The following is a 19009-nucleotide window of genomic DNA, read 5'->3' as shown; positions in this document are numbered from 1 at the left end:
ACACTATCGCCCGGGTCCGGGGAGTGTCTGCCGAGATCCACAGGGTGACATTTACCCGTCGAGGAAACTCACGATTCCCTCAGAGATGCCCTGCGCCGCCTTCTGTCGCCAGGCGCCCGAGGTCAGTCGCTCGACGTCCTGCGAGTCCCGCATGTTGCCACACTCGATGAAGACCTTCGGAACCTTGGAAAGGTTGAGTCCTCCCAGGTCACTGCGGGTGTCGAGGCCCGTTCCGCCGCCGATGTAGTTCGACGGGGGCTGGCCTGTGGCCTTCAGGTAGTTGCCCGCGATCCGCTCGCCGAGGTCGCGCGAGGGCTTCACGATCGGGGTGGTGTCGGCGGCTCCCGCGCGCACGGATGCGGGAAGGATCACATGGAAGCCGCGGTTGCCCTGGCCCGAGCCGTCCGCGTGCACGGAGACGACGGCGTCGGCCTTCGCGGTGTTGCCGATCTCCGCGCGCTCGTCGACGCAGGGGCCCCAGGCGCGGTCGCCGCTCTGGGTCAATTGGACGGTCGCGCCCTGGCGTTCGAGGAGCGTCCGCATGCGCTTCGCGACGTCCAGCGTGAACCGGGCCTCGGTGTAGCCCGCGTTCGTCGACGTACCCGTGGTGTCGCACTCCTTGGAGCCGTTGCCCACGTTCACCGACCGGTTGATCTCGGTGGTGTGCTTGAAGTTGCCCGGGTTGTGGCCGGGGTCGATGACGACGACCTTGCCCTTGAGGGGGCCCGAGCCGCCGGCGGGCTTCGGGGCGGCCTTTTCGGACTTCGACTTCGAGGGGGAGGCGGACCCCTTCGGCGACTTCGACTCCCCGGACTTCGACGGCGCCGCGCTCGACTCCTTGGCCTCCTGTGAACCGTCCTGCGAGGGCGAGCCGGTCGAGGACTGGCCGGGGGCGGGCAGCACCTTGGGCGGCTCGCTCTCACCCGGCCCGCTCACGACCTGCCACACCAGCCACGCCGCGAGCGCCGTCGGCACCAGTGCGGCGAAGGTGACGAGCACGGGACGCCCGCCGAAGCGGCGGCGTGGCGCCCCGCCCCGGCCGTCCCAGCCGTCGGGATCGAAGCCATCGGGTTCCGGACCTACATACGACACGTTTCCGACCTTAACCGCGCGCTCAGATCCCGGCGCCACTTCGACGCAGGACGCGCAGCGAGTCGCACTGAGAGACCTCGGTGAACGCCCCGGATGCGAGTGCCCGCTGGTACACGCGGTACGGCGCCTGTCCCGTCCACTCGTCGTGCTTCACCGGGAAGACGTCGTGGATGAGGAGGAGGCCGCCCTCGGCGACGTGCGGCACCCAGCCCTCGTAGTCGGCGGTGGCGTGCTCGTCGGTGTGCCCGCCGTCGATGAAGACGAGCCCGAGCTTTCCGCCCCAGGCCTTCGCGACCCGCGGCGACTTTCCGACGAGCGCGACCACGTGGTCCTCCAGGCCCGCCGCGTGCAGCGTGCGCCGGAAGGTGGGGAGCGTGTCCATGAGTCCCACCTCGGGGTCGACCGTCTCGGGGTCGTGGAAGTCCCAGCCCGGCTGCTGCTCCTCGCTGCCCCGGTGGTGGTCGACGGTGAGCGCCGTGACCCCGGCCGCGCGCGCGGCGTCGGCGAGCAGGATCGTCGAGCGCCCGCAGTACGTGCCGACCTCCAGGAGCGGCAGCCCGAGCGCTGCTGCCTCGACGGCGGCGGCGTACAGCGCGAGCCCCTCACCGCGCGGCATGAATCCCTTGGCCGCCTCGAAGGCGGCAAGGACGTCCGGGGCGGGGTTGTGGCTGCGGCTTGTGATGCTCATGCCGCTCACTCTGCCCTACGCGGACGGCGGCCCGGCCTGGGGGTGGGGTGGACTGTGACGTGCAATGACGGCGGGAGCGTCATCACACGTCACAGTCCACCCGGCGGAGCCGTTCAGCAGGCCTGCCAGAGGCGGGTCATCACCCGCACCCCGAACCGCAGCCCCTCCAGCGGCACCCGCTCGTCCACACTGTGGAAGAGGCGGCCGTAGTCCAGGTCGGCCGGCAGCTTCAGGCCCTTGAAGCCGAAGCAGCGCACGCCCAGCTTGGTGAACGCCTTGGCGTCCGTGCCGCCCGGGTTGCAGTACGGGACCGGGTGGCCGTCCGGGTCCTCGGCGCGCACCGCGTCACACATGGCGTCGACGAGGGGCCCGTCGAACGTCGTCTCCATCGCGATGTCGTGGTTGACCCACTCGCGGGAGACGGACGGCAGGAGCAGCTCGTCGATGGCGTCGATCAGCTCCTGCTCGTGACCGGGCAGGAAGCGGCCGTCGACGCGGGCCGTGGCCTTTCCGGGGATCACGTTGGTCTGGTAGCCGGCCGTGAACATGGTGGGGTTCGCGGAGTTGCGGAGCACCACCTGCATGAAGTCCGCCACGTGACCGAGCTTGGCGAGTTCCGCGTCCAGGTCTTCGGCCTCGAAGTCGATCTCCACGTTCTGGAGGTCGGCGGCCTTCTGGAGCAGGGCCCGTACGGGCTCGATGAGGCGGACGGGGAACGTGTGGCGGCCGATGCGGGTGAGGGACTCGGCGAGGTCCGTCACCGCGTTCTCGTCGTTGGGCGACGAGCCGTGGCCCGCGCGCCCGTTCGCCGTCAGCTCCATCCAGGCCATGCCGCGCTGGGCGTTCTCGATCGGGTAGAGGCGGCGGGTGTCGTCGAGGGCGTACGAGAATCCGCCGCCCTCGCCGATCGCCTCGGTGACGCCCTCGAAGAGGTCCGGGCGGTGCTCGACGAGCCAGTGCGCGCCGAACTTGCCGCCCGCCTCCTCGTCCGCGAGGAACGCGAGGACCAGGTCGCGCGACGGCTTGGTGCCCGTACGCGCGAAGTGCCGGGCGGTGGCCAGCATGACGGCCACCGTGTCCTTCATGTCGATCGCGCCGCGGCCCCACAGGTAGCCGTCGCGGATCTCGCCCGAGAAGGGAGGCACCTGCCACTCGGCCGCGTCCGCCGGGACCACGTCGAGGTGGCCGTGGACCAGGAGGGCGCCGCGGGTGCGGTCGGCGCCCTCGATGCGGGCGATGACGCTGGCGCGGCCGGGCGCGCTCTCGACGAGTTCGGAGGCGATGCCGGCCTCGGCGAGGCGGGACACGACCCAGTCCGCGCAGGCCCGCTCGTCGCTCGTCGGGTTGGAGGTGTCGAAGCGGATCAGCTCGGCGCAGAGCTCGACGACTTCGCGCTGGGCCTCTTCCGAAGCAAGGGTGGTCATGCCGCTCCTACGGGGGTCTTCTCGGCCGTGCCGGGGAGCGTGTCCTCGTCGTCGGCCAGGGTGGTGGTGCCGTACGTCCTGATCCAGCCGAGCAGGCCGAGCACGGTGTAGAGGACGAACGCGGTGGCCAGGGAGTTCAGGGCCGGGATCCCGCCGTCGTAGAACTTGCCGACGCAGAAGGCGGCGGCCCAGATCACGAGGGACATGGGGACCCAGGTCGGGGAGGTGGCCGGCAGCGTGCCCGCCTCGCGGGTCTCGTCGAGCGGCTTGCGCATCTTGCGGACCACCCAGTACTCGGCGACGACGATGCCGCCGATGGGCGGGATGGCCACGCCGAGCACCGAGAGGAACTCGGTGAAGTGGGTCATGATGCCGACCGCCGAGAGGGCGGTGCCCGCGACGCCGAGGGCGATGGTGACGGCGCCGCGGTGCAGGCGCTTCTTGAAGACGACCTGGAAGAAGTTGACGACGCCGAGCGAGGAGCCGTACAGGTTCCAGTCGTTGATCTTCGCGGTCGACATCAGGACGACGAGGACGCCGAAGACGCCGGACGTGGAGAGCACGATCTGCGAGACCTGGTCGCTCTTGACCATGTGGCCGAGGAGCACGCCCGTCAGGCCCACGATGTACTCGGAGAGGATCATCGAGGACGCCGTCTGAAGGAAGACGTGCGACCCCTTCTTGTTGTAGCGGGTCATCTCCGGCGCCACGATCGCGCCGGTCATGTAGCCGCCCGCGATGGCGGTGGCGGCGACCGAGAGCGGGATGGCCTGGCCGGGCGGCGGCGAGCTGATGAGGTCGCCGATGGAGTGGTCGCTGAGGGCGTCGATGACCGACCAGGCGACCATCGCGAAGAACAGCGGCGTCACGATCTTCGCGAAGATCGCCATGTAGCGGAAGCCGAAGATCACCAGGACCGTGATGGCGAGGCCCGCGGCGATGCACCACAGCCACGACGGGCCGCCTACCAGCGAAGAGACGCTGTCGCCGAAGATCGTGTTCTGCACGCCGAACCAGCCGACGAGGCTGACGGCGATGATGAAGCTGACGAGCGCCGAGCCGTTGCGCCCGAAGCCGACCCAGCGGGTCAGGAGCGGCGTCGCGAGCCCTTCGCGCATGCCCGCCATGCCGATGAGGAAGATGACGACTTCGAGGATCACCGCGCCCAGCGTGAACGCGAGGAAGGCGTCCCCGAAGGTCATGCCGACGCCGATGGTCGCGCCGAGGGTGAACTGCGAGATGGAGCCGGACTGGGCGAGCCACTGCAGCAGCATCGTCCAGAAGCCGAGCCGCTTGTCCTTCGGGACTCTGGACAGCGCGTAGTCGTCGCTGCCCACGCTCTTCTTGGTGGTGGCCATGGCTTACGACTCCGTGGGTGCGTTGCCGAGGGTCTGCAGGTGGGCGAGCGAGCCGTAGCGGCTCACGAGGGCGTCGAACTCGTCGGCGTCGTGGAAGTCGATCCGCCCGCCGCCGTATGCCTTCGCGGTCTCGACGGCGAACCGGGCCGCGGCCGCGATGTCCGTCTCGTGGCTGGCGCCGGTCTGGCAGCCGGGGACCGCGGAGGCCGAGGTGACCGCGAGGCCGACGACCGGGGCGGCGGTCGCGGTGGCCGGCTGCAGGATCGAGTTGATGTGGTGGGCGCCGTTACCGTAAGGCGTTATGTCCTGGGTTGTCACGGGATACGTGACCAACGGCTCACCGGTGACGACGGCGAGCAGCTCGCCCAGCTCCTCGCTCACCCGCAGCACCCACCCCTCCTTGACGGTGGGGGACAGGGCGAGGCCCTTGTGGTTGATGATGCGGTTGCCCTTGGTGGTGTCGATGGAGAGCACGGCCTCCATGTCGTCCGTCACCTCGTGCCGGTTCATCGTGGCGATGTCGACCGGCGAGTCCATGAAGGGGACGGGGTCGTGCGGCGCGGTCGGGGCGTCCGGGCAGACGTGCGTGGCGACGACCACGTCGCCGTCCAGCACGTCGCCGCGGCGGCGCATGTCGAGGAGCTTCGCGGCGGTGGCGAGCGCGGCGGCGGCGCCGTCCGCGTCGGAGACCAGGCCGGTCATCTCGGGGCGGGCGCCGACCCCGCCGAGGCGGCCGACGACGCCGAGCGTACGGGCGCTGCCGCCCCGGCTGCGGCCCTTGGCGCCGGGGATCCGGACGAGCACGAAGTCGGTCGAGCCGCGCTCGCCCTCCACGGTGGTCACCTCGGCGCCGGAGCCCTCCGGGCCCGCGACCGAGTCGAGATACGCGACGGCGCGCTTGCCGTCGGCGTCGGGGTCGTCCAGCAGATCGACGACATCGAGGACGTACTTCAACATGCGGGGTCCCTCTCGCTGCGCTGTGCCCGGTCGCGGTTTCCACCGGTACTGACAGCAGATTCGGGATCGGATAGCGTTGTCGGCAAGCATTTCCCGTTATTTGCAATACAGGTCTGGATGGTGAGATGGCGTGCCGGAGATCCCGCTCGACCGGAAGACCCCGGCCGGCGCTCTGCAGACCGTCGACCGGGCCCTGCTCGTGCTGCTCGCGTTCGAGCGGACGCGGCCCGACTGGGGCGTGACGGAGGTCGCCGCCGAGTTCGGCTGGGACACATCGGTTGCGCAGCGGCTGCTCTCGACGCTGGCCGGGCGCGGCTTCCTGGTCTCGGACCCGGTGACGCGGCGCTACCGGATCGGGCCCGCGGTGCTGCGGCTCGGCAGGCTGTGGGAGCGCTCGGGCTCGCTCGAACTCCTCGCCGGGCCGGTACTGGAGGAGCTGCGGGCGGCGACCGGCGACACGGTCCTGTTCTGCCTGCCCGACAGCTTCCACATGCGCTGCGTCGCGGCCGTCGAGGGCGAGGAGGGGCCGCTGCGCTACTACCCGCTGGTGGGCGAGCTGTACCCGGCGCACGCGGGCGCGACGAGCAAGTCGTACTACGCGTTCCTCCCCGACGACCAGCGCCACCGGCTGTTCCGCGGCCGCCCCATGGCCCGCTTCACCGAGCGCACGGTGACCGACGCGGACGAGCTGGAGCGGGAGTTCCTCGCGGTCCGCGCCCAGGGGTACGCGTGGACGGTCGGCGAGTACGACGCCGGGATCGGCACCGTCGCCGTCCCCGTCTTCCTCGGCCGCGAGCCCTACGGGAGCCTCAGCCTCGGCGCCGCGAAGGAGCGCTTCCCCGACGGGCCCGACGACCGCCTCGACGCCTTGCGCAAGGCCGCCCGCCTTCTGGAGCGGCGCCTGACGCATCCGCCGCAGCCCGCGCGCCGCAGCCGCAGCGCCGCCAACTGACCTGTACGCACGCCCCCTTGATCGGAGCCATCCGCACCATGAATCTGCTGCTGCTCTCCAACTCCACCCAGCACGGCCAGGGTTACCTGGAGCACGCGCTCGATGTCGTCACCGGTTTCCTGCCGTCGAACGCCCGCCTCGCGTTCGTGCCGTACGCGCTGGCCGACCACGACGCGTACACGGCGAGGGTGCGCGGCGCGCTGGAGGGCTCGGGGATCGAGGTCCACGGCATGCACGAGGGCGGCGACCCGCTGGCCCAACTGGCCGCGGCGGACGCGGTGTTCATCGGCGGGGGCAACTCGTTCCGGCTGCTGAGCGCGCTGTACCGCACGGGACTGCGGGACGCCGTGACGAAGGCGGTCCGCGCGGGTCTGCCGTACATGGGCGCGAGCGCCGGTACCAACATGGCCGCGCCCACCCTTCGCACGACCAACGACATGCCGATCGTGCAGCCGCCGTCCTTCGAGACGCTCGGCCTCGTCCCGTTCCAGATCAACCCGCACTACCTGGACCCGGACCCGTCCTCCACCCACAAGGGCGAGACCCGCGAGCAGCGCCTCACGGAGTTCCTGGAGGAGAACGACGTGCCGGTCCTCGGGCTTCGGGAGGGTTCGTGGCTGCGGGTGGCGGGGGAGCGGGCATCGGTGGAGGGCGCGCACCCGGCGCGGCTGTTCCGCCGGGGCGCGGAGCCGCGGGAGCTGGCGGCGGGGTCGGACGTGTCCGAACTCCTGGCGGCGCGGCCGAAGTTCGACGCGTAGGTCCTACGGCAGTTCCGGCAGGGCCAGCCACTCCTGCCACGTGAGGTCGCGGCCCACCAGGCGGGGCCGCTCGAACGGCCAGCCGACGGCGATCCACTCGGGGACCAGCGCGTCGAGGGCGCGCTCGTCGGCGCCGCCCGCCAGCTCGTCCACGACCCACCAGGAGATCTCGGCGTCGGCGCCGACGCGCTCGGGCGGATCGATGTAGACGCAGCCGAGGAGCGCCGACTCGTCCTCGTTCAGGAGGGCGTAATTGAACGACTCGTGGGCCGCGATCTCCTTCTCGTGCCTCAGCAGGTCGACGCGGTCCGCCTCGTACGTCATGGTCTCCGCGGGCCAGCCCCAGGCCGGGCCGAAGATCTCCCACAGGCGCTCGCGGGAGCCCATGACGGCGGGGTAGTCGATCGCGGTGTCCGCCTCGCGGATCGGCCGCAGATGGAGGGCGGTCCCGGGTACGGGGACGTGGGTGGGGTGGACGAAGTCCGCGGGTAGCCAGCTCATGAGGGGCGAGCGTACTGGCGGTGCGGGGCCCGCAGTACCGAATAAAAGCGGAGGGTGGGCGTCACAAAAGCGGAGGGGACGCGGCGCGCTTTCGCGCGCCGCGTCCCCTCTCGGCTCTCGGCTCTCGGCAAGGCCGCCCGCGGCCTCTGCCCCCGCCGCTACCGAACCGTCTCGGCCAGCGCCTCCAGTGCCAGGTCCACCCGCACCGGACGGTCCTCGCCGTGGTGCGTGGCGGCCAGCGCGCGCGGGGCGTGGCCGGAGGCGGTGGTCGCGAGGACGTACGAGCCGCCCGCCGGGACGTCGAGGGCGTACTGCCCCTCGTGGTCGGTGAGGGCGGCGCCCGCCTGGCGGCCGCGGCGGTCGATCAGGGTGACCTTGGCGCGCGGCACCGGCAGACCCGCAGGGTCGAGGACGCGGCCGTGGAACCGGGCGGCGAGCGCCTCCTCGGCGAGGGCGAGCACCGCGTCCTCCTCGCTGCTCGCGCGGAGCTGGACCGTCGGCCTGCGGCGGCCCGGCAGGCCGAAGGCCAGCAGGACGCCGACCGCGACGGCGGCCGTGGCGATGAGGAAGGAGACCCGGAAGCCGTGCATCGTCGGGACGGCGACGCCGCCCATGTTGTTCGCCGTGTTGGCCAGGACCATGCCGATGACGGCCGAGGACACGGACGTGCCGATGGAGCGCATCAGGGTGTTGAGGCCGTTGGCCGCACCCGTCTCGGACGCGTCCACCGCGCCGATGATCAGGGCCGGGAGCGAGGAGTAGGCGAGGCCGATGCCCGCGCCGACCAGGACCGAGATGACGATGGTCTGCCAGGCGGCGTTCATCAGGCCGAGGCCCGCGCCGTAGCCGATCGCGATGATCAGCAGGCCGAGGAGCAGGGTGACCTTCGGACCGAACTTCGCGGAGAGCCGGGCGTAGACCGGCGCCGTCAGCATCATCGTCAGGCCGAGCGGTGCCACGCACAGACCCGCGACGACCATCGACTGGCCGAGGCCGTAGCCCGTCTCCTTCGGGAGCTGGAGCAGCTGGGGCAGGACGAGCGAGATCGCGTAGAAGGCGACGCCGACCATGATCGAGGCGAGGTTCGTGAGCAGCACCTCGCGGCGGGCCGTCGTGCGCAGGTCGACCAGCGGGGCCTTCAGGCGCAGCTCCATCGCGCCCCAGGCCAGCAGGACGACGAGCGCCGCGGCGAACAGGCCGAGCGTCGTGCCCGAACTCCAGCCCCAGTCGCTGCCCTTGGTGATGGGCAGCAGGAAGAGGATGAGGCCGAGGGTGAGGCCGAGGGCGCCCGCGACGTCGAAGGTGCCCTGCGCGCGCAGCGGGCTCTCGGGGACGACGGCGAGGGTGAGGACGATCGCGACGACGCCGAGCCCGGCGGCGCCGAAGAACAGCGCGTGCCAGTTCGCGTGCTGGGCGACGAGCGCGGCGGCCGGCAGGGCGAGGCCGCCGCCGACGCCGATGGAGGAGGACATCAGGGCCATCGCCGAGCCGAGCTTCTCGCGCGGCAGCATGTCCCGCATGAGGCCGATGCCGAGCGGGATGGCGCCCATGGCGAAGCCCTGCAGCGCGCGGCCCACGATCATGACGAGCAGGTTGTCCGTGAAGCCGCAGACCAGGGAGCCGAACACCATGATGGCGAGGCTGGTGAGCAGCATCCGGCGCTTGCCTGCCAGGTCGCCGAGGCGGCCCATGATCGGGGTGGCGACGGCGCCCGCGAGCAGGGTCGAGGTCATGACCCAGGTGGCGTTGGACGGGGCGGTGTTCAGCAGCTCGGGCAGGTCCTTGATCACCGGCACGAGCAGCGTCTGCATGACCGCCACGGTGATGCCGGCGAAGGCGAGGACGGGGACGACGCCGCCTGACGGGCGGGCTTGAGTCGTCGGCTGGGACATGAAGGAAGGCCTCCGGAAGGCGGTCTCGGTCCACGTACTGAGACGTGACGCTGGGGACGGCGAACGCGCGCCGCCGGGGTCGGGGCGCGCGTTGTGCGGTCGGTATGCGGTCGGTGGGGCTGACTGCGGGCGGGTTGTGTGTATGTCGAACCGGTTGGCTGGGGCGACTATTCCGACGGTCGTCGTACGAGCGGGATCCTTTACCTCTTCATTACGTCACCGGCCGGTGAACGCTTGTTTCCGATGTTTCTGACCCAGTGTCAGATTTGCTCTTCCGGTCTACTGGAACGTGTTCTACCGTGCGCCGCATGGGGATCGCCATCACGCAGGAACAGCGGGAACTCGCGGACGCCGTGCGCGGTTGGATCGCGCGCGCCGTACCGCCCGACGAGGTGCGCAAGCTGCTCGACGCCCCGGCCGCGCCCGGCCGCCGCCCCTCCTACTGGGACGGCATCGCCGGGCAGGGCCTCCTCGGGGTGCACCTCCCCGAGTCGTACGGCGGCGGGGGCGGGACCCTGCTCGACCTCGCGGTGGTCGTGGAGGAGGCGGGCCGCGCGGCGCTGCCCGGCCCGTTCGTCGGCAGCGTGATCGCGGCCGAGGTGCTGCGCGGGGCCGGACAGCGCGACCTGGCCCGGTCCCTCGCCGAAGGGGAGCGGATCGGCGCCGTCGCGTTCGGGCCCGGCGGGCTCAGCGCCGTCGCGGGCCCCGACGGGCTCGTGCTCGACGGGGTCGCGCCGCCCGTCCTCACCGGCGCCGACGCCGACCTGCTCGTGCTCGCGGCGGAGAGCGCCGACGGCGTGGTGTGGTGCGCCGTCGACGCGGAGACCGCGGGCCTCACCGTGCGGGCGCACGAGAGCGGTGACCCGACCCGGCCCACCGCCGAGGTCACGGCGGCCGGCGCCGTCGTGCCCGCCGACCGGATCCTCGACATCGACGGGACCCTCGTGCGCGACCTGGCGGGCGTGCTCCTGGCCGCCGACGCCTGCGGCACCGCCGCCTGGGCGCTGCACGCCGCGGCCGAACACGCCAAGGTGCGCGAGCAGTTCGGGCGGCCCATCGGCCAGTTCCAGGGCGTCAAGCACCTGTGCGCGGACATGCTGGTACGGGTCGAGCAGGCGGCCGCGCTGGTCTGGGACGCGGCACGGGCGCTCGAAGAGGGGGAGTCCGAGGACGTGCGCGGGCTCGCCGCGGCGCTCGCGGCGGGGGCCGCGCTCGACGCCGCGTACTCCTGCGCCAAGGACTGCATCCAGGTCCTCGGCGGCATCGGCTTCACCTGGGAGCACGACGCCCACCTCTATCTGCGCCGCGCCGTCGTCGCCCGCCAGCTGCTCGGCGCGGGTGACGCGCACCGGCTGCGCGGCGTGCGGCTCGCCGAGTCCGGCGTCCGCCGCGAACTGCGGTTCGCGCTGCCCGCCGAGGCGGACGTGCACCGGGAGGCGGCCCGGGGTGTCATCGAGGGGGCGCGGGGGCTCGACCCGAAGGCCGCGAGGCGGCTCCTCGCGCCCACCGGATACGCGGCGCCGCACCTCCCGCCCCCGTACGGGCTCGGCGCGGGGCCGGTCCAACAGCTGGCCGTACAGCAGGAGTTGAAGGCCGCCGGGGTGAAGCTCAGCGACCTCGGCATCGCCACGTGGGTCGTGCCCTCCCTCATCTCGTACGGCACCCAGGAGCAGCGCGACCGGTACCTTCCGGCGACCCTGCGCGGCGAGACGCTGTGGTGCCAGCTGTTCTCGGAGCCGGGCGCGGGCTCCGACCTCGCCTCCCTGCGCACGAAGGCCGAGCGGCTGCCCGACGGGCGGTGGCGGATCAACGGGCAGAAGGTGTGGACGAGCGCCGCGCAGTGGGCGGACCACGGCATCCTGCTCGCCCGGACCGACCCGGACGCGCCCAAGCACAAGGGCCTCACGTACTTCGTCCTCGACATGAAGAACACCGAGGGCATCGACATCCGGCCGCTGCGCGAGATCACCGGCGACTCCCTCTTCAACGAGGTCTACTTCGACGACGTGGTGCTGCCCGCCGACGCGGTCGTCGGCGAGGTCGACGACGGCTGGCGGGTCGCCCGGCACACGCTCGGCAACGAACGGGTGCACATGGCCGACCAGTTGACGTTCGACACCGGTCTTGAGGCGCTGCTCGCGCGGGCGGGTGACCTCGACGGTTCGTACCGGGCGAGGATCGGCGCGCTCGCGGCGGAGGCGCATGCGCTGGGGTGCATCGGACTCCGTACGACCATGCAGCAGGTCGAGGGTGTGGAGCCGGGGGCGGGTGCCTCCGTGCGGAAACTCGTGCAGACGCCGCACCAGCAGAAGGTCGCGGAACTGGCGCTCGAGTTGCTCGGCCCGGCGGGGGCGCTACGGGAGGGGGCGGGGGAGCGGGCGCTGCACGGGTTCCTGTTGTCGCGGTGTTTGACGATTGCCGGGGGGACGACGCAGGTGCAGTTGAATGTGGTGGCCGAGAGGATCCTGGGTCTGCCGAGGGATTAGCCGAACCGGCAGGGGCTCTGCCCCTGCACCCCGCTGCTCAATCGCCGCAGGGGCTTGATTTGCTCACCCCGGCACAGGGGCTTGAATGACCCTGTGGAACTGAGACACCTCACCGGATTTGTTGCGGTCGCAGAGGAGCTGCACTTCGGGCGCGCCGCGGAGCGCTTGCACGTTGCGCAGTCGCCGCTCAGTCAGCAGATCAAGCTGCTCGAACGCGATCTCGGCGTGAAGCTCTTCGATCGGACCACCCGCACCGTCCGGCTCACCCCCGCCGGGCAGGCGCTCGTGGAGCCGGCCAGGAAGCTGCTCGCGGACGCGTCCTCCGTGCGCAGGACGGTGCGGGCCGCGCACCTGGGCGAGGTCGGGCGGGTGTCCGTCGGATTCGCCGGGGCCAGCAGCTACGCGGCGCTGCCGCTGCTCACCCGTGCCGTAACGTCCCAACTGCCGGGCATCGAGCTGCTGTTGGAGGGCCAGACCTACAGCGGCGAGGCGCTGCGCCGGGTCAACGACGGCACGCTCGACCTCGGTTTCGTGGCGCTGCCGGTGCGGCGCGGCATCACCGCCCGCGTCGTCCGCATGGAGCGCCTCGTCCTCGCCCTGCCCGACAGCCACCCGCTCGCGGACCGCGCCGAGGTCCCCGTGCGCGCGCTCGCCGACGAGCCCATCGTCACCTTCCCGCTCTCCCGCGAGTCGGCGGTGCGGGACGCGATGGTGCAGGCGTGCCACGACGCCGGATTCGCGCCCCGGATCGCGCAGGAGGCCCCGGACTCGTACAACATGCTGGCGCTCGTCGGCGCGGGCGTCGGGGTCGCGGTCGTCGTCGAGTCGGCGCGCAACATCCACCTGGAGCACGTGGTGTTCCGGCCGCTCGCCGGGGACGAGGTGCCGGTCCTGCCGATCGCGCTCGGCTGGCGCACCGGCAACCCGTCGGCGGCGCTGCAGGCGGTGCTCCGGGTGGCCCGGGACGTGCTGCCGACGCCGGACGACGCCCCGGAGGCCGCGAACTCCGGGGGCTGATTATGCGGGATCACGGCTCAATCGGCCCCGGTATTGGTCTTGGACAGCGCCTAATGGCGAGGGGCAGAGTGATCCGCGTCTCGCGACGGAGCGTGCACGGGCCGCGGTGTCCGCGCCACGGGCGGGACCCGCCGCACCGAGAGGACGCTCGCATGCCGCAAGACGCCCCCGCGCAGCCCGCCATCGACCCCGCCCCGGACCCCGCGCTCGCCAAGGACGCCCGCCGGGCCGGCGTCACCGCGTTCGTCGGCACCACCATCGAGTGGTTCGACTTCTACATCTACGGATCGGCGTCCGCGCTGGTCCTCGGCAAGATCTTCTTCGCCGACGCCTCGCCCGCCGTCGGGACGCTCGCCGCCTTCGCCACGTTCTGGGTCGGCTTCCTGGCCCGCCCCCTCGGCGGCCTGATCTTCGGGCACTTCGGCGACAAGTACGGCCGCAAGAAGGCCCTGATCACCACGCTCACCATGATGGGCGCCGCCACCTTCTGCGTCGGGCTGCTCCCCGGCTACGACCGGATCGGTGCCGCCGCGCCGATCCTGCTGGTGCTGCTCCGCATGATCCAGGGCGTCGCGATGGGCGGCGAATGGGGCGGGGCCGTGCTCATCGCGACCGAATACGCGCCGCCCAAGCGGAAGTTGCTGTACGGGGCGTTCGCCCAGCAGGGCTCGCCGGTCGGCAATCTGCTCGCCACGCTGGCCTTCCTCGGCATCGCCCAACTGCCGGACGCGGCCTTCGAGTCGTGGGGGTGGCGGGTGCCGTTCCTGTTCTCGGCGGTGCTGGTGGCGGTCGGGCTCTTCATCCGGCTGAAGCTGGCCGAGACGCCCGAGATGCGGGAGGCGCTCGCTCGTAACAAGCCGGTCAAGCTGCCGATCAAGACGGTGCTCAGCCGCTATCCGCTGCTGGTCTTCCTGGGGGTGCTCGCGGGGACGGCAGGTGTCGCGATCACCTACGTGAAGACGACGTTCGCGCTGTCGTGGGCGACGTCGGACCTGGACTTCGACCGGTCGACGTTCCTCACCGTCATCGCGCTCGCGCTCGTGGTGCAGGTGGTGGTGCAGCCGTTCGGGGCGGTGCTGGCGAGCAAGTGGCCGGTGCGCAAGGCCGTGTTGTGGATGCTGATTCCCGAATTCGTGGTGCTGCCGCTGATGTTCATGCTGGTCGGCACGGGGAACTTCTGGCTGGCCGTCCTCGGGATGGGGCTCGCCACGTTCCCGCACGCGATGTACTACGCGGCGCTCGCGGGGATCCTCGCGCGGGTGTTTCCGGTCGAGGTCCGGTACACCGGGATGTCGTTGTCGTACCAGTTGTGCACGACGCTGTTCGCCGGTACGGCGCCGATCGTCTCGCAGTATCTGCTGACCTCTTTCGACTCGATCTGGCCGGTCGTCGCGCTCGGCCTGGCGTACACGGCGATCACGTTGGCGGGGGTGCTGCCGCTCTTGGCTCGGACCGGTTCTGACACGCCCAGCCGCCCCGACGCCACGGGGCTCCGCCCCGGACCCCGCTCCTCAATCGCCGGAGGGGCTTGATTTGGGGCTCTGCCCCATACCCCGCGCCTCAATCGCCGGCGGGGCTTGATTTGTCCGCCGGGCGGGCTTGATTTGGCCGCCGTTCGGGACCGATGGGGATCGGTATTTGGAGCCCCTGCGGCGATTGAGCAGCGGGGTCCGGGGCGGAGCCCCGGGGCCTTGAGCACTTCTACCTGACACTTGGAGTCGACCCATGAATTTCGCCGACCGGGACCCCGTCCTCCGCCCCCTCCTCGACCGCGTGCTGTCCGCCGAGGACCGCGCCCGGGTCGAACCCCACCTCGTCGAACTCGGAGAGCTCGCCGCCGGGGAGCTCGACCGGCAGGCGGCCGTCGCCGATGCCAATCCGCCCCGACTCGTCCAGTACGCGCCGGACGGCGAACGTATCGACCAGGTCGACTTCCACCCCGCCCACGACCGCGCCGCCGCCATCGCCTACGAACGGTTCGGCCTCGCCGCGATGTCGCACAGGCCCGGCGTCCTCGGCTGGCCCACCAAGGTCCCGCACACCGTCAAGTACGCCCTGTCCTACCTCTACGTACAGTCCGAGTTCGGCATGGCCTGCCCGCTGTCCATGACCGACTCCGCCGCCCGCATCCTGCGCCTCTTCGACCCCGAGCGGTACGCCGCCGAGATCGCCGCGCTCTCCTCCACCGACCCCGAATTCCGTTCCACCGGCGCGATGTTCATGACGGAGAAGCAGGGCGGCACCGACGTAGGACTGACCGAAACCGTCGCCACCGAGCGCGACGGCCACTGGACCCTCACCGGCAAGAAGTGGTTCGCCTCGAACCCGTCCGCCGACGTGATCCTCACCCTCGCCCGCGTCCCCGGCCAGGGCGAAGGAACCCGCGGCCTCGGCATGTTCCTCGTCCCGCGCCTGCGCCCCGACGGCACCCGCAACGCCGTCCGCATCGACCGGCTCAAGGACAAGCTGGGGTCCAGGTCCATCGCCAGCGGCGAGGTCACCCTCGACGAGGCGTACGCCACCCCCGTCGGTCAACTCACCAACGGATTCCGGCAGATGGCCGAGATGCTCAACGTCTCCCGCCTCTCCAACGCCATGCGCGCCACCGCCCTGATGCGCCGCGCCGTCCGCGAGTCCGTCGACCACACCCGCGTACGGAACGTCTTCGGCAAGCCCCTCTTCGACCAGCCGCTGATGCGGGCCACGCTGCTGCCGATGATCCTCGACACGGAGGCCGCGCTGCACCTGGTCGTCGAGGCCGCCGCCCGGCTCACCGCCGCCGACGAAGGCGACGCCGACGCCCGCGCGCTCGTCCGCGTCCTCACCCCCCTCGCCAAGCACACCCTGTGCAAGCGCGCCCGCACCGTCACCGGCGAGGCCATGGAGATCCGCGGCGGCAACGGCTACATCGAGGACTGGGTCAACCCGCGCCTCGTCCGCGACGCCCACCTCGGCTCCATCTGGGAGGGCTCCTCGAACGTCATCGCCCTCGACGTCCTGCGCTGCATGCGCCGTCAGAACGCCCACGCCACCCTCGCCGACACCTATGGCGACCGGCCGCAGACCGCCGACAGGTGGGCGCTGCTCCGCAAGAAGGGCGACGAACTCCTCCAACTCCCGGAGGACGAACAGGAGATGCGGATCGGCCGGTACGCCGACGAACTCACCCGCGCCGTCATGGAGACCCTGCTGCACGACCAGGCCGACCACGAGACCCGGACCACCGGCGACGGCCGCGCCCTCCTCGTCGCCCGCACGTACACGGCGCTCGCCGACGACCCGGCCGCACTGCCCCGCCCCGCCCTCGACCACTTCGCCGCGCTCGCCGACGGCGGTCCGGTCCCGCTTTCCGCACTCCAGGAGCCCCACCGTGCCTGACAACGTGCCGCTCGCCGGCATGAAGGTCGTCGACCTCTCCAAGATCCTCGCGGGCCCGTACGTCACCATGTCCCTCGCCGACCTCGGCGCCGACGTCATCAAGGTCGAGCACCCCGAGGGCGGCGACCCCACCCGCTCCTGGGGCCCGCCCTTCAACGGCCCCGACGCCACCTACTACTTGGCGGCCAACCGCAACAAGCGCTCCGTCGCCCTCGACCTCAAGTCCGAGGCCGGGCAGGAGGCCGTGCACCGGATGCTCGCCGACGCGGACGTCATGGTGGAGAACTTCCGCCCCGGCTCCTCGCTCGCCCGCCTCTTCGACTACGAGGAGCTGAGCGCCCGCTACCCGCGCCTGGTCATCCTGCACATCTCCGCCTTCGGCGACACGGGCCCGCTGCGCGACGAACCGGGCTACGACATGGTGGCGCAGGCGAGCGCCGGACTGATGTCCCTCACGGGGGAGCCGGACGGGCCGCCGGTCAAGGCGGGTTACGCGATGGGCGACCTCGGCGCCGCCCTCTTCGGCCTGGTCGGAGTCAACGCGGCCCTCGTCGAGCGCGAGCGCACGGGCCGCGGCCAGTACGTCACGACCTCCCTCTACGAGTCCCAGCTCGCCCTGCACATCAACTGGGCGACGGGCTACTTCGCGACGGGGGAGCGGCCGGGGCGCCTCGGTTCGGGTCACCCGAGCCTCGTCCCGTACCAGGCGTACCGGGCCGCCGACGGGCACTTCGTGATCGCGGTCGGCAACGACGCGCTGTTCCGCCGCCTCGTGACCGCTCTCGGGCACCCGGAGTGGGCGGACGACGAGCGCTTCGCGAGCAACCGGGACCGGGTGACCAACCGCACCGCCCTGAACGCCAAGCTGGAGGCCGTCCTCGTCGACGAGCCGGTGGCCCACTGGGTGGATCTCCTCAAGCCCCTCGGCGTCCCCGTCACCCCCATCCGCACGCTCGACGAGGTCTACGACTGCCCGCAGACGGCGGCGCTCGGCATGGTGCAGGAGGTCGACCACCCGGACGTGGGGCCGCTGCGGCAGGTCGCGTTCCCCGTCACGTTCCGCGGCGTCCGCCCGCCGGTGCGCTCGGCGCCGCCGACGCTGGGCCTGCACAGCCGGGAGGTACTGGCCGAAATCGGCTACGGGAAGGCGGAGATCGACCGCTTGCTGGGCGCCTGAGGCCTTCCGCGCCCTTCCGTTGCGCGCCTCACCCTGCCACTATCTGACGAACCGTCAGATAAGCAATGAAGGCAATGAGGCAGTGAAGGCAGTGCGTCAGGAGGGCCCGCAGCCATGAAGTCGTACATCGTCGGCGTCGGCATGACCAGGTTCGAGAAGCCCGAGACCCGGGACTGGCAGTACTGGGACATGGTGAAGGAGGCGGGCGGCGCGGCCCTCGCCGACGCCGGGATCTCCTACGCGGACGTGCAGCAGGCCCCCGTCGGCTACTGCTTCCAGGCGTCGACGGCGGGCCAACGCGCCGCCTACGAACTGGGGTTGACCGGCATTCCGGTCTACAACGTCAACAACAACTGCGCGACGGGCTCGACCGCGCTGATGATGGCCCGCCAGTTCGTCGAGGGCGGGATCAGCGACTGCGTGCTCGCGCTCGGCTTCGAGAAGATGCAGCGCGGCGCGCTCGGGGGAGGGGCCGACGGCGGCGACTTCAAGACATCCCCCGTCGCGCGCCACTACGGGATCATGGCGGCCCGCCACGGCTTCGAGATGACCCCGCCCACCGCCCAGATCTTCGGCGACGCCGCGCGCGAGCACATGGAGAAGTACGGCACGACCGAGGCGCAGCTCGCCGCGGTCGGCGCCAAGAACCACCGGCACTCGGTGAACAACCCGTACGCCCAGTTCCAGGACGCGTACTCGGTCGAGGAGATCCTCGCCGCCAAGACCATCCACATGCCGCTCACCAAGCTCCAGTGCTCGCCCACCTCGGACGGCGCGGCGGCGGCGGTCGTCGTCTCCGAACGCTTCGTCGAGGAACGGGGCCTCGGCGACAAGGCGGTCGAGATCGCCGCCCAGTCGATGACGACGGACACGGAGGAGTCCTTCGCCTCCGGCTCCTGCATCGACGTGGTCGGACAGCCGATGTCGCGGGAAGCGGCCCGGCAGGTCTACGAGACGTCCGGCCTCGGCATCGAGGACATCGACGTCGTCGAACTCCACGACTGCTTCTCCGTCAACGAACTCCTCACGTACGAGGCGCTCGGCATGTGCGCCGAGGGCGAGTCCGGCAAGCTCGTCGAATCAGGCGCGACGACGTACGGCGGCACATGGGTGGTGAACCCCTCCGGCGGCCTCATCTCCAAGGGCCACCCCCTGGGCGCGACCGGCATCGCCCAAGCGGCCGAGCTGACCTGGCAGTTGAGGGGCGAGGCGGGCCCGCGTCAGGTCCCGGACGCACGGGTCGGCCTCGCCCACAACATCGGCCTCGGCGGCGCGGCGGTGGTGACGATGCTGCGGCGGGGGTGACAGGCCCTAGGACCAGGGGCCTAT

Annotated in this window: 15 protein-coding genes; 8 read left to right on the top strand and 7 right to left on the bottom strand. The window is 71.5% G+C overall.

Annotated elements, in window-relative coordinates; all coding sequences use genetic code 11:
- Window positions 1-51 precede the first annotated feature (51 nt).
- From ACZ7L4_RS16255 to ACZ7L4_RS16235, 5 genes are all read right to left on the bottom strand, one after another.
- Window positions 52-1092 carry an N-acetylmuramoyl-L-alanine amidase gene (locus tag ACZ7L4_RS16255; RefSeq protein WP_472103002.1) on the bottom strand — a complete coding sequence of 347 codons (1041 nt, stop codon included), beginning with the start codon at window positions 1090-1092 and terminating at the stop codon, window positions 52-54.
- Between the two features lie 22 nt (window positions 1093-1114).
- The gene (locus ACZ7L4_RS16250; RefSeq protein ID WP_472103000.1) at window positions 1115-1780 is read right to left on the bottom strand and encodes a class I SAM-dependent methyltransferase; all 666 of its coding nucleotides are present in this window, start codon (window positions 1778-1780) and stop codon (window positions 1115-1117) included.
- A 113-nt stretch (window positions 1781-1893) separates the two neighbouring features.
- The gene (locus ACZ7L4_RS16245; protein WP_472102998.1) at window positions 1894-3204 is read right to left on the bottom strand and encodes a M20/M25/M40 family metallo-hydrolase; all 1311 of its coding nucleotides are present in this window, start codon (window positions 3202-3204) and stop codon (window positions 1894-1896) included.
- Window positions 3201-4562, bottom strand: coding sequence for a cytosine permease (locus ACZ7L4_RS16240; protein WP_472102996.1), 1362 nt, complete (start codon window positions 4560-4562; stop codon window positions 3201-3203). The genes ACZ7L4_RS16245 and ACZ7L4_RS16240 overlap by 4 nt, the downstream gene beginning before the upstream one ends.
- Window positions 4563-4565: 3 nt before the next feature.
- The gene (locus tag ACZ7L4_RS16235; protein WP_472102994.1) at window positions 4566-5519 is read right to left on the bottom strand and encodes a DUF1177 domain-containing protein; all 954 of its coding nucleotides are present in this window, start codon (window positions 5517-5519) and stop codon (window positions 4566-4568) included.
- A gap of 130 nt (window positions 5520-5649) precedes the next feature.
- Here ACZ7L4_RS16235 and ACZ7L4_RS16230 point away from each other — a divergent pair, with 130 nt between their 5' ends.
- Window positions 5650-6471, top strand: a complete 822-nt coding sequence (locus ACZ7L4_RS16230) for an IclR family transcriptional regulator (protein WP_472102992.1) — start codon at window positions 5650-5652, stop codon at window positions 6469-6471.
- Window positions 6472-6509: 38 nt separating this feature from the next.
- Window positions 6510-7229, top strand: a complete 720-nt coding sequence (gene pepE / locus ACZ7L4_RS16225) for a dipeptidase PepE (protein WP_472104034.1) — start codon at window positions 6510-6512, stop codon at window positions 7227-7229.
- Between the two features lie 3 nt (window positions 7230-7232).
- On the opposite strand, the gene ACZ7L4_RS16220 is transcribed toward pepE, so the two are convergent.
- Window positions 7233-7730, bottom strand: a complete 498-nt coding sequence (locus tag ACZ7L4_RS16220; protein ID WP_472102990.1) for a GNAT family N-acetyltransferase — start codon at window positions 7728-7730, stop codon at window positions 7233-7235.
- Window positions 7731-7888: 158 nt separating this feature from the next.
- The gene (locus ACZ7L4_RS16215) at window positions 7889-9622 is read right to left on the bottom strand and encodes an MFS transporter (protein ID WP_472102988.1); all 1734 of its coding nucleotides are present in this window, start codon (window positions 9620-9622) and stop codon (window positions 7889-7891) included.
- A 308-nt stretch (window positions 9623-9930) separates the two neighbouring features.
- Between ACZ7L4_RS16215 and ACZ7L4_RS16210 the strand changes: the two genes are divergently transcribed.
- The 6 genes from ACZ7L4_RS16210 to ACZ7L4_RS16185 all read left to right on the top strand — a co-directional run bounded on the left by ACZ7L4_RS16210 (window position 9931) and on the right by ACZ7L4_RS16185 (window position 18985).
- A complete protein-coding gene (locus tag ACZ7L4_RS16210; protein WP_472102986.1) occupies window positions 9931-12108 on the top strand; it encodes an acyl-CoA dehydrogenase in 2178 nt (725 codons plus the stop codon).
- A gap of 93 nt (window positions 12109-12201) precedes the next feature.
- Window positions 12202-13125 (top strand): LysR substrate-binding domain-containing protein, encoded by a 924-nt coding sequence (locus ACZ7L4_RS16205; RefSeq protein WP_472102984.1) that lies wholly within the window; start codon window positions 12202-12204, stop codon window positions 13123-13125.
- A 152-nt stretch (window positions 13126-13277) separates the two neighbouring features.
- The gene (locus ACZ7L4_RS16200; RefSeq protein ID WP_472102982.1) at window positions 13278-14657 is read left to right on the top strand and encodes an MFS transporter; all 1380 of its coding nucleotides are present in this window, start codon (window positions 13278-13280) and stop codon (window positions 14655-14657) included.
- A 193-nt stretch (window positions 14658-14850) separates the two neighbouring features.
- Window positions 14851-16503, top strand: a complete 1653-nt coding sequence (locus ACZ7L4_RS16195; protein WP_472102980.1) for an acyl-CoA dehydrogenase family protein — start codon at window positions 14851-14853, stop codon at window positions 16501-16503.
- The gene (locus ACZ7L4_RS16190) at window positions 16496-17680 is read left to right on the top strand and encodes a CaiB/BaiF CoA transferase family protein (protein WP_472102978.1); all 1185 of its coding nucleotides are present in this window, start codon (window positions 16496-16498) and stop codon (window positions 17678-17680) included. Before ACZ7L4_RS16195 ends, ACZ7L4_RS16190 begins: the two co-directional genes overlap by 8 nt.
- Before the next feature lie 114 nt (window positions 17681-17794).
- A complete protein-coding gene (locus ACZ7L4_RS16185; RefSeq protein ID WP_472102976.1) occupies window positions 17795-18985 on the top strand; it encodes a lipid-transfer protein in 1191 nt (396 codons plus the stop codon).
- Window positions 18986-19009: the final 24 nt, after the last annotated feature.

The organism is Streptomyces sp. NPDC107575 (assembly GCF_055657265.1).
Note: the sequence above shows the minus strand (reverse complement) of the source record. Positions and strands in the feature narration are given on the sequence as shown.

Coding starts and splice junctions, on each gene's coding strand:
- ACZ7L4_RS16250 (WP_472103000.1), bottom strand. CDS start 1,780: ATGAGCATCACAAGCCGCAGCCACAACCCCGCCCCGGACGTCCTTGCC.
- ACZ7L4_RS16245 (WP_472102998.1), bottom strand. CDS start 3,204: ATGACCACCCTTGCTTCGGAAGAGGCCCAGCGCGAAGTCGTCGAGCTC.
- ACZ7L4_RS16240 (WP_472102996.1), bottom strand. CDS start 4,562: ATGGCCACCACCAAGAAGAGCGTGGGCAGCGACGACTACGCGCTGTCC.
- ACZ7L4_RS16235 (WP_472102994.1), bottom strand. CDS start 5,519: ATGTTGAAGTACGTCCTCGATGTCGTCGATCTGCTGGACGACCCCGAC.
- pepE (WP_472104034.1), top strand. CDS start 6,510: ATGAATCTGCTGCTGCTCTCCAACTCCACCCAGCACGGCCAGGGTTAC.
- ACZ7L4_RS16220 (WP_472102990.1), bottom strand. CDS start 7,730: ATGAGCTGGCTACCCGCGGACTTCGTCCACCCCACCCACGTCCCCGTA.
- ACZ7L4_RS16215 (WP_472102988.1), bottom strand. CDS start 9,622: ATGTCCCAGCCGACGACTCAAGCCCGCCCGTCAGGCGGCGTCGTCCCC.
- ACZ7L4_RS16210 (WP_472102986.1), top strand. CDS start 9,931: ATGGGGATCGCCATCACGCAGGAACAGCGGGAACTCGCGGACGCCGTG.
- ACZ7L4_RS16200 (WP_472102982.1), top strand. CDS start 13,278: ATGCCGCAAGACGCCCCCGCGCAGCCCGCCATCGACCCCGCCCCGGAC.
- ACZ7L4_RS16195 (WP_472102980.1), top strand. CDS start 14,851: ATGAATTTCGCCGACCGGGACCCCGTCCTCCGCCCCCTCCTCGACCGC.
- ACZ7L4_RS16185 (WP_472102976.1), top strand. CDS start 17,795: ATGAAGTCGTACATCGTCGGCGTCGGCATGACCAGGTTCGAGAAGCCC.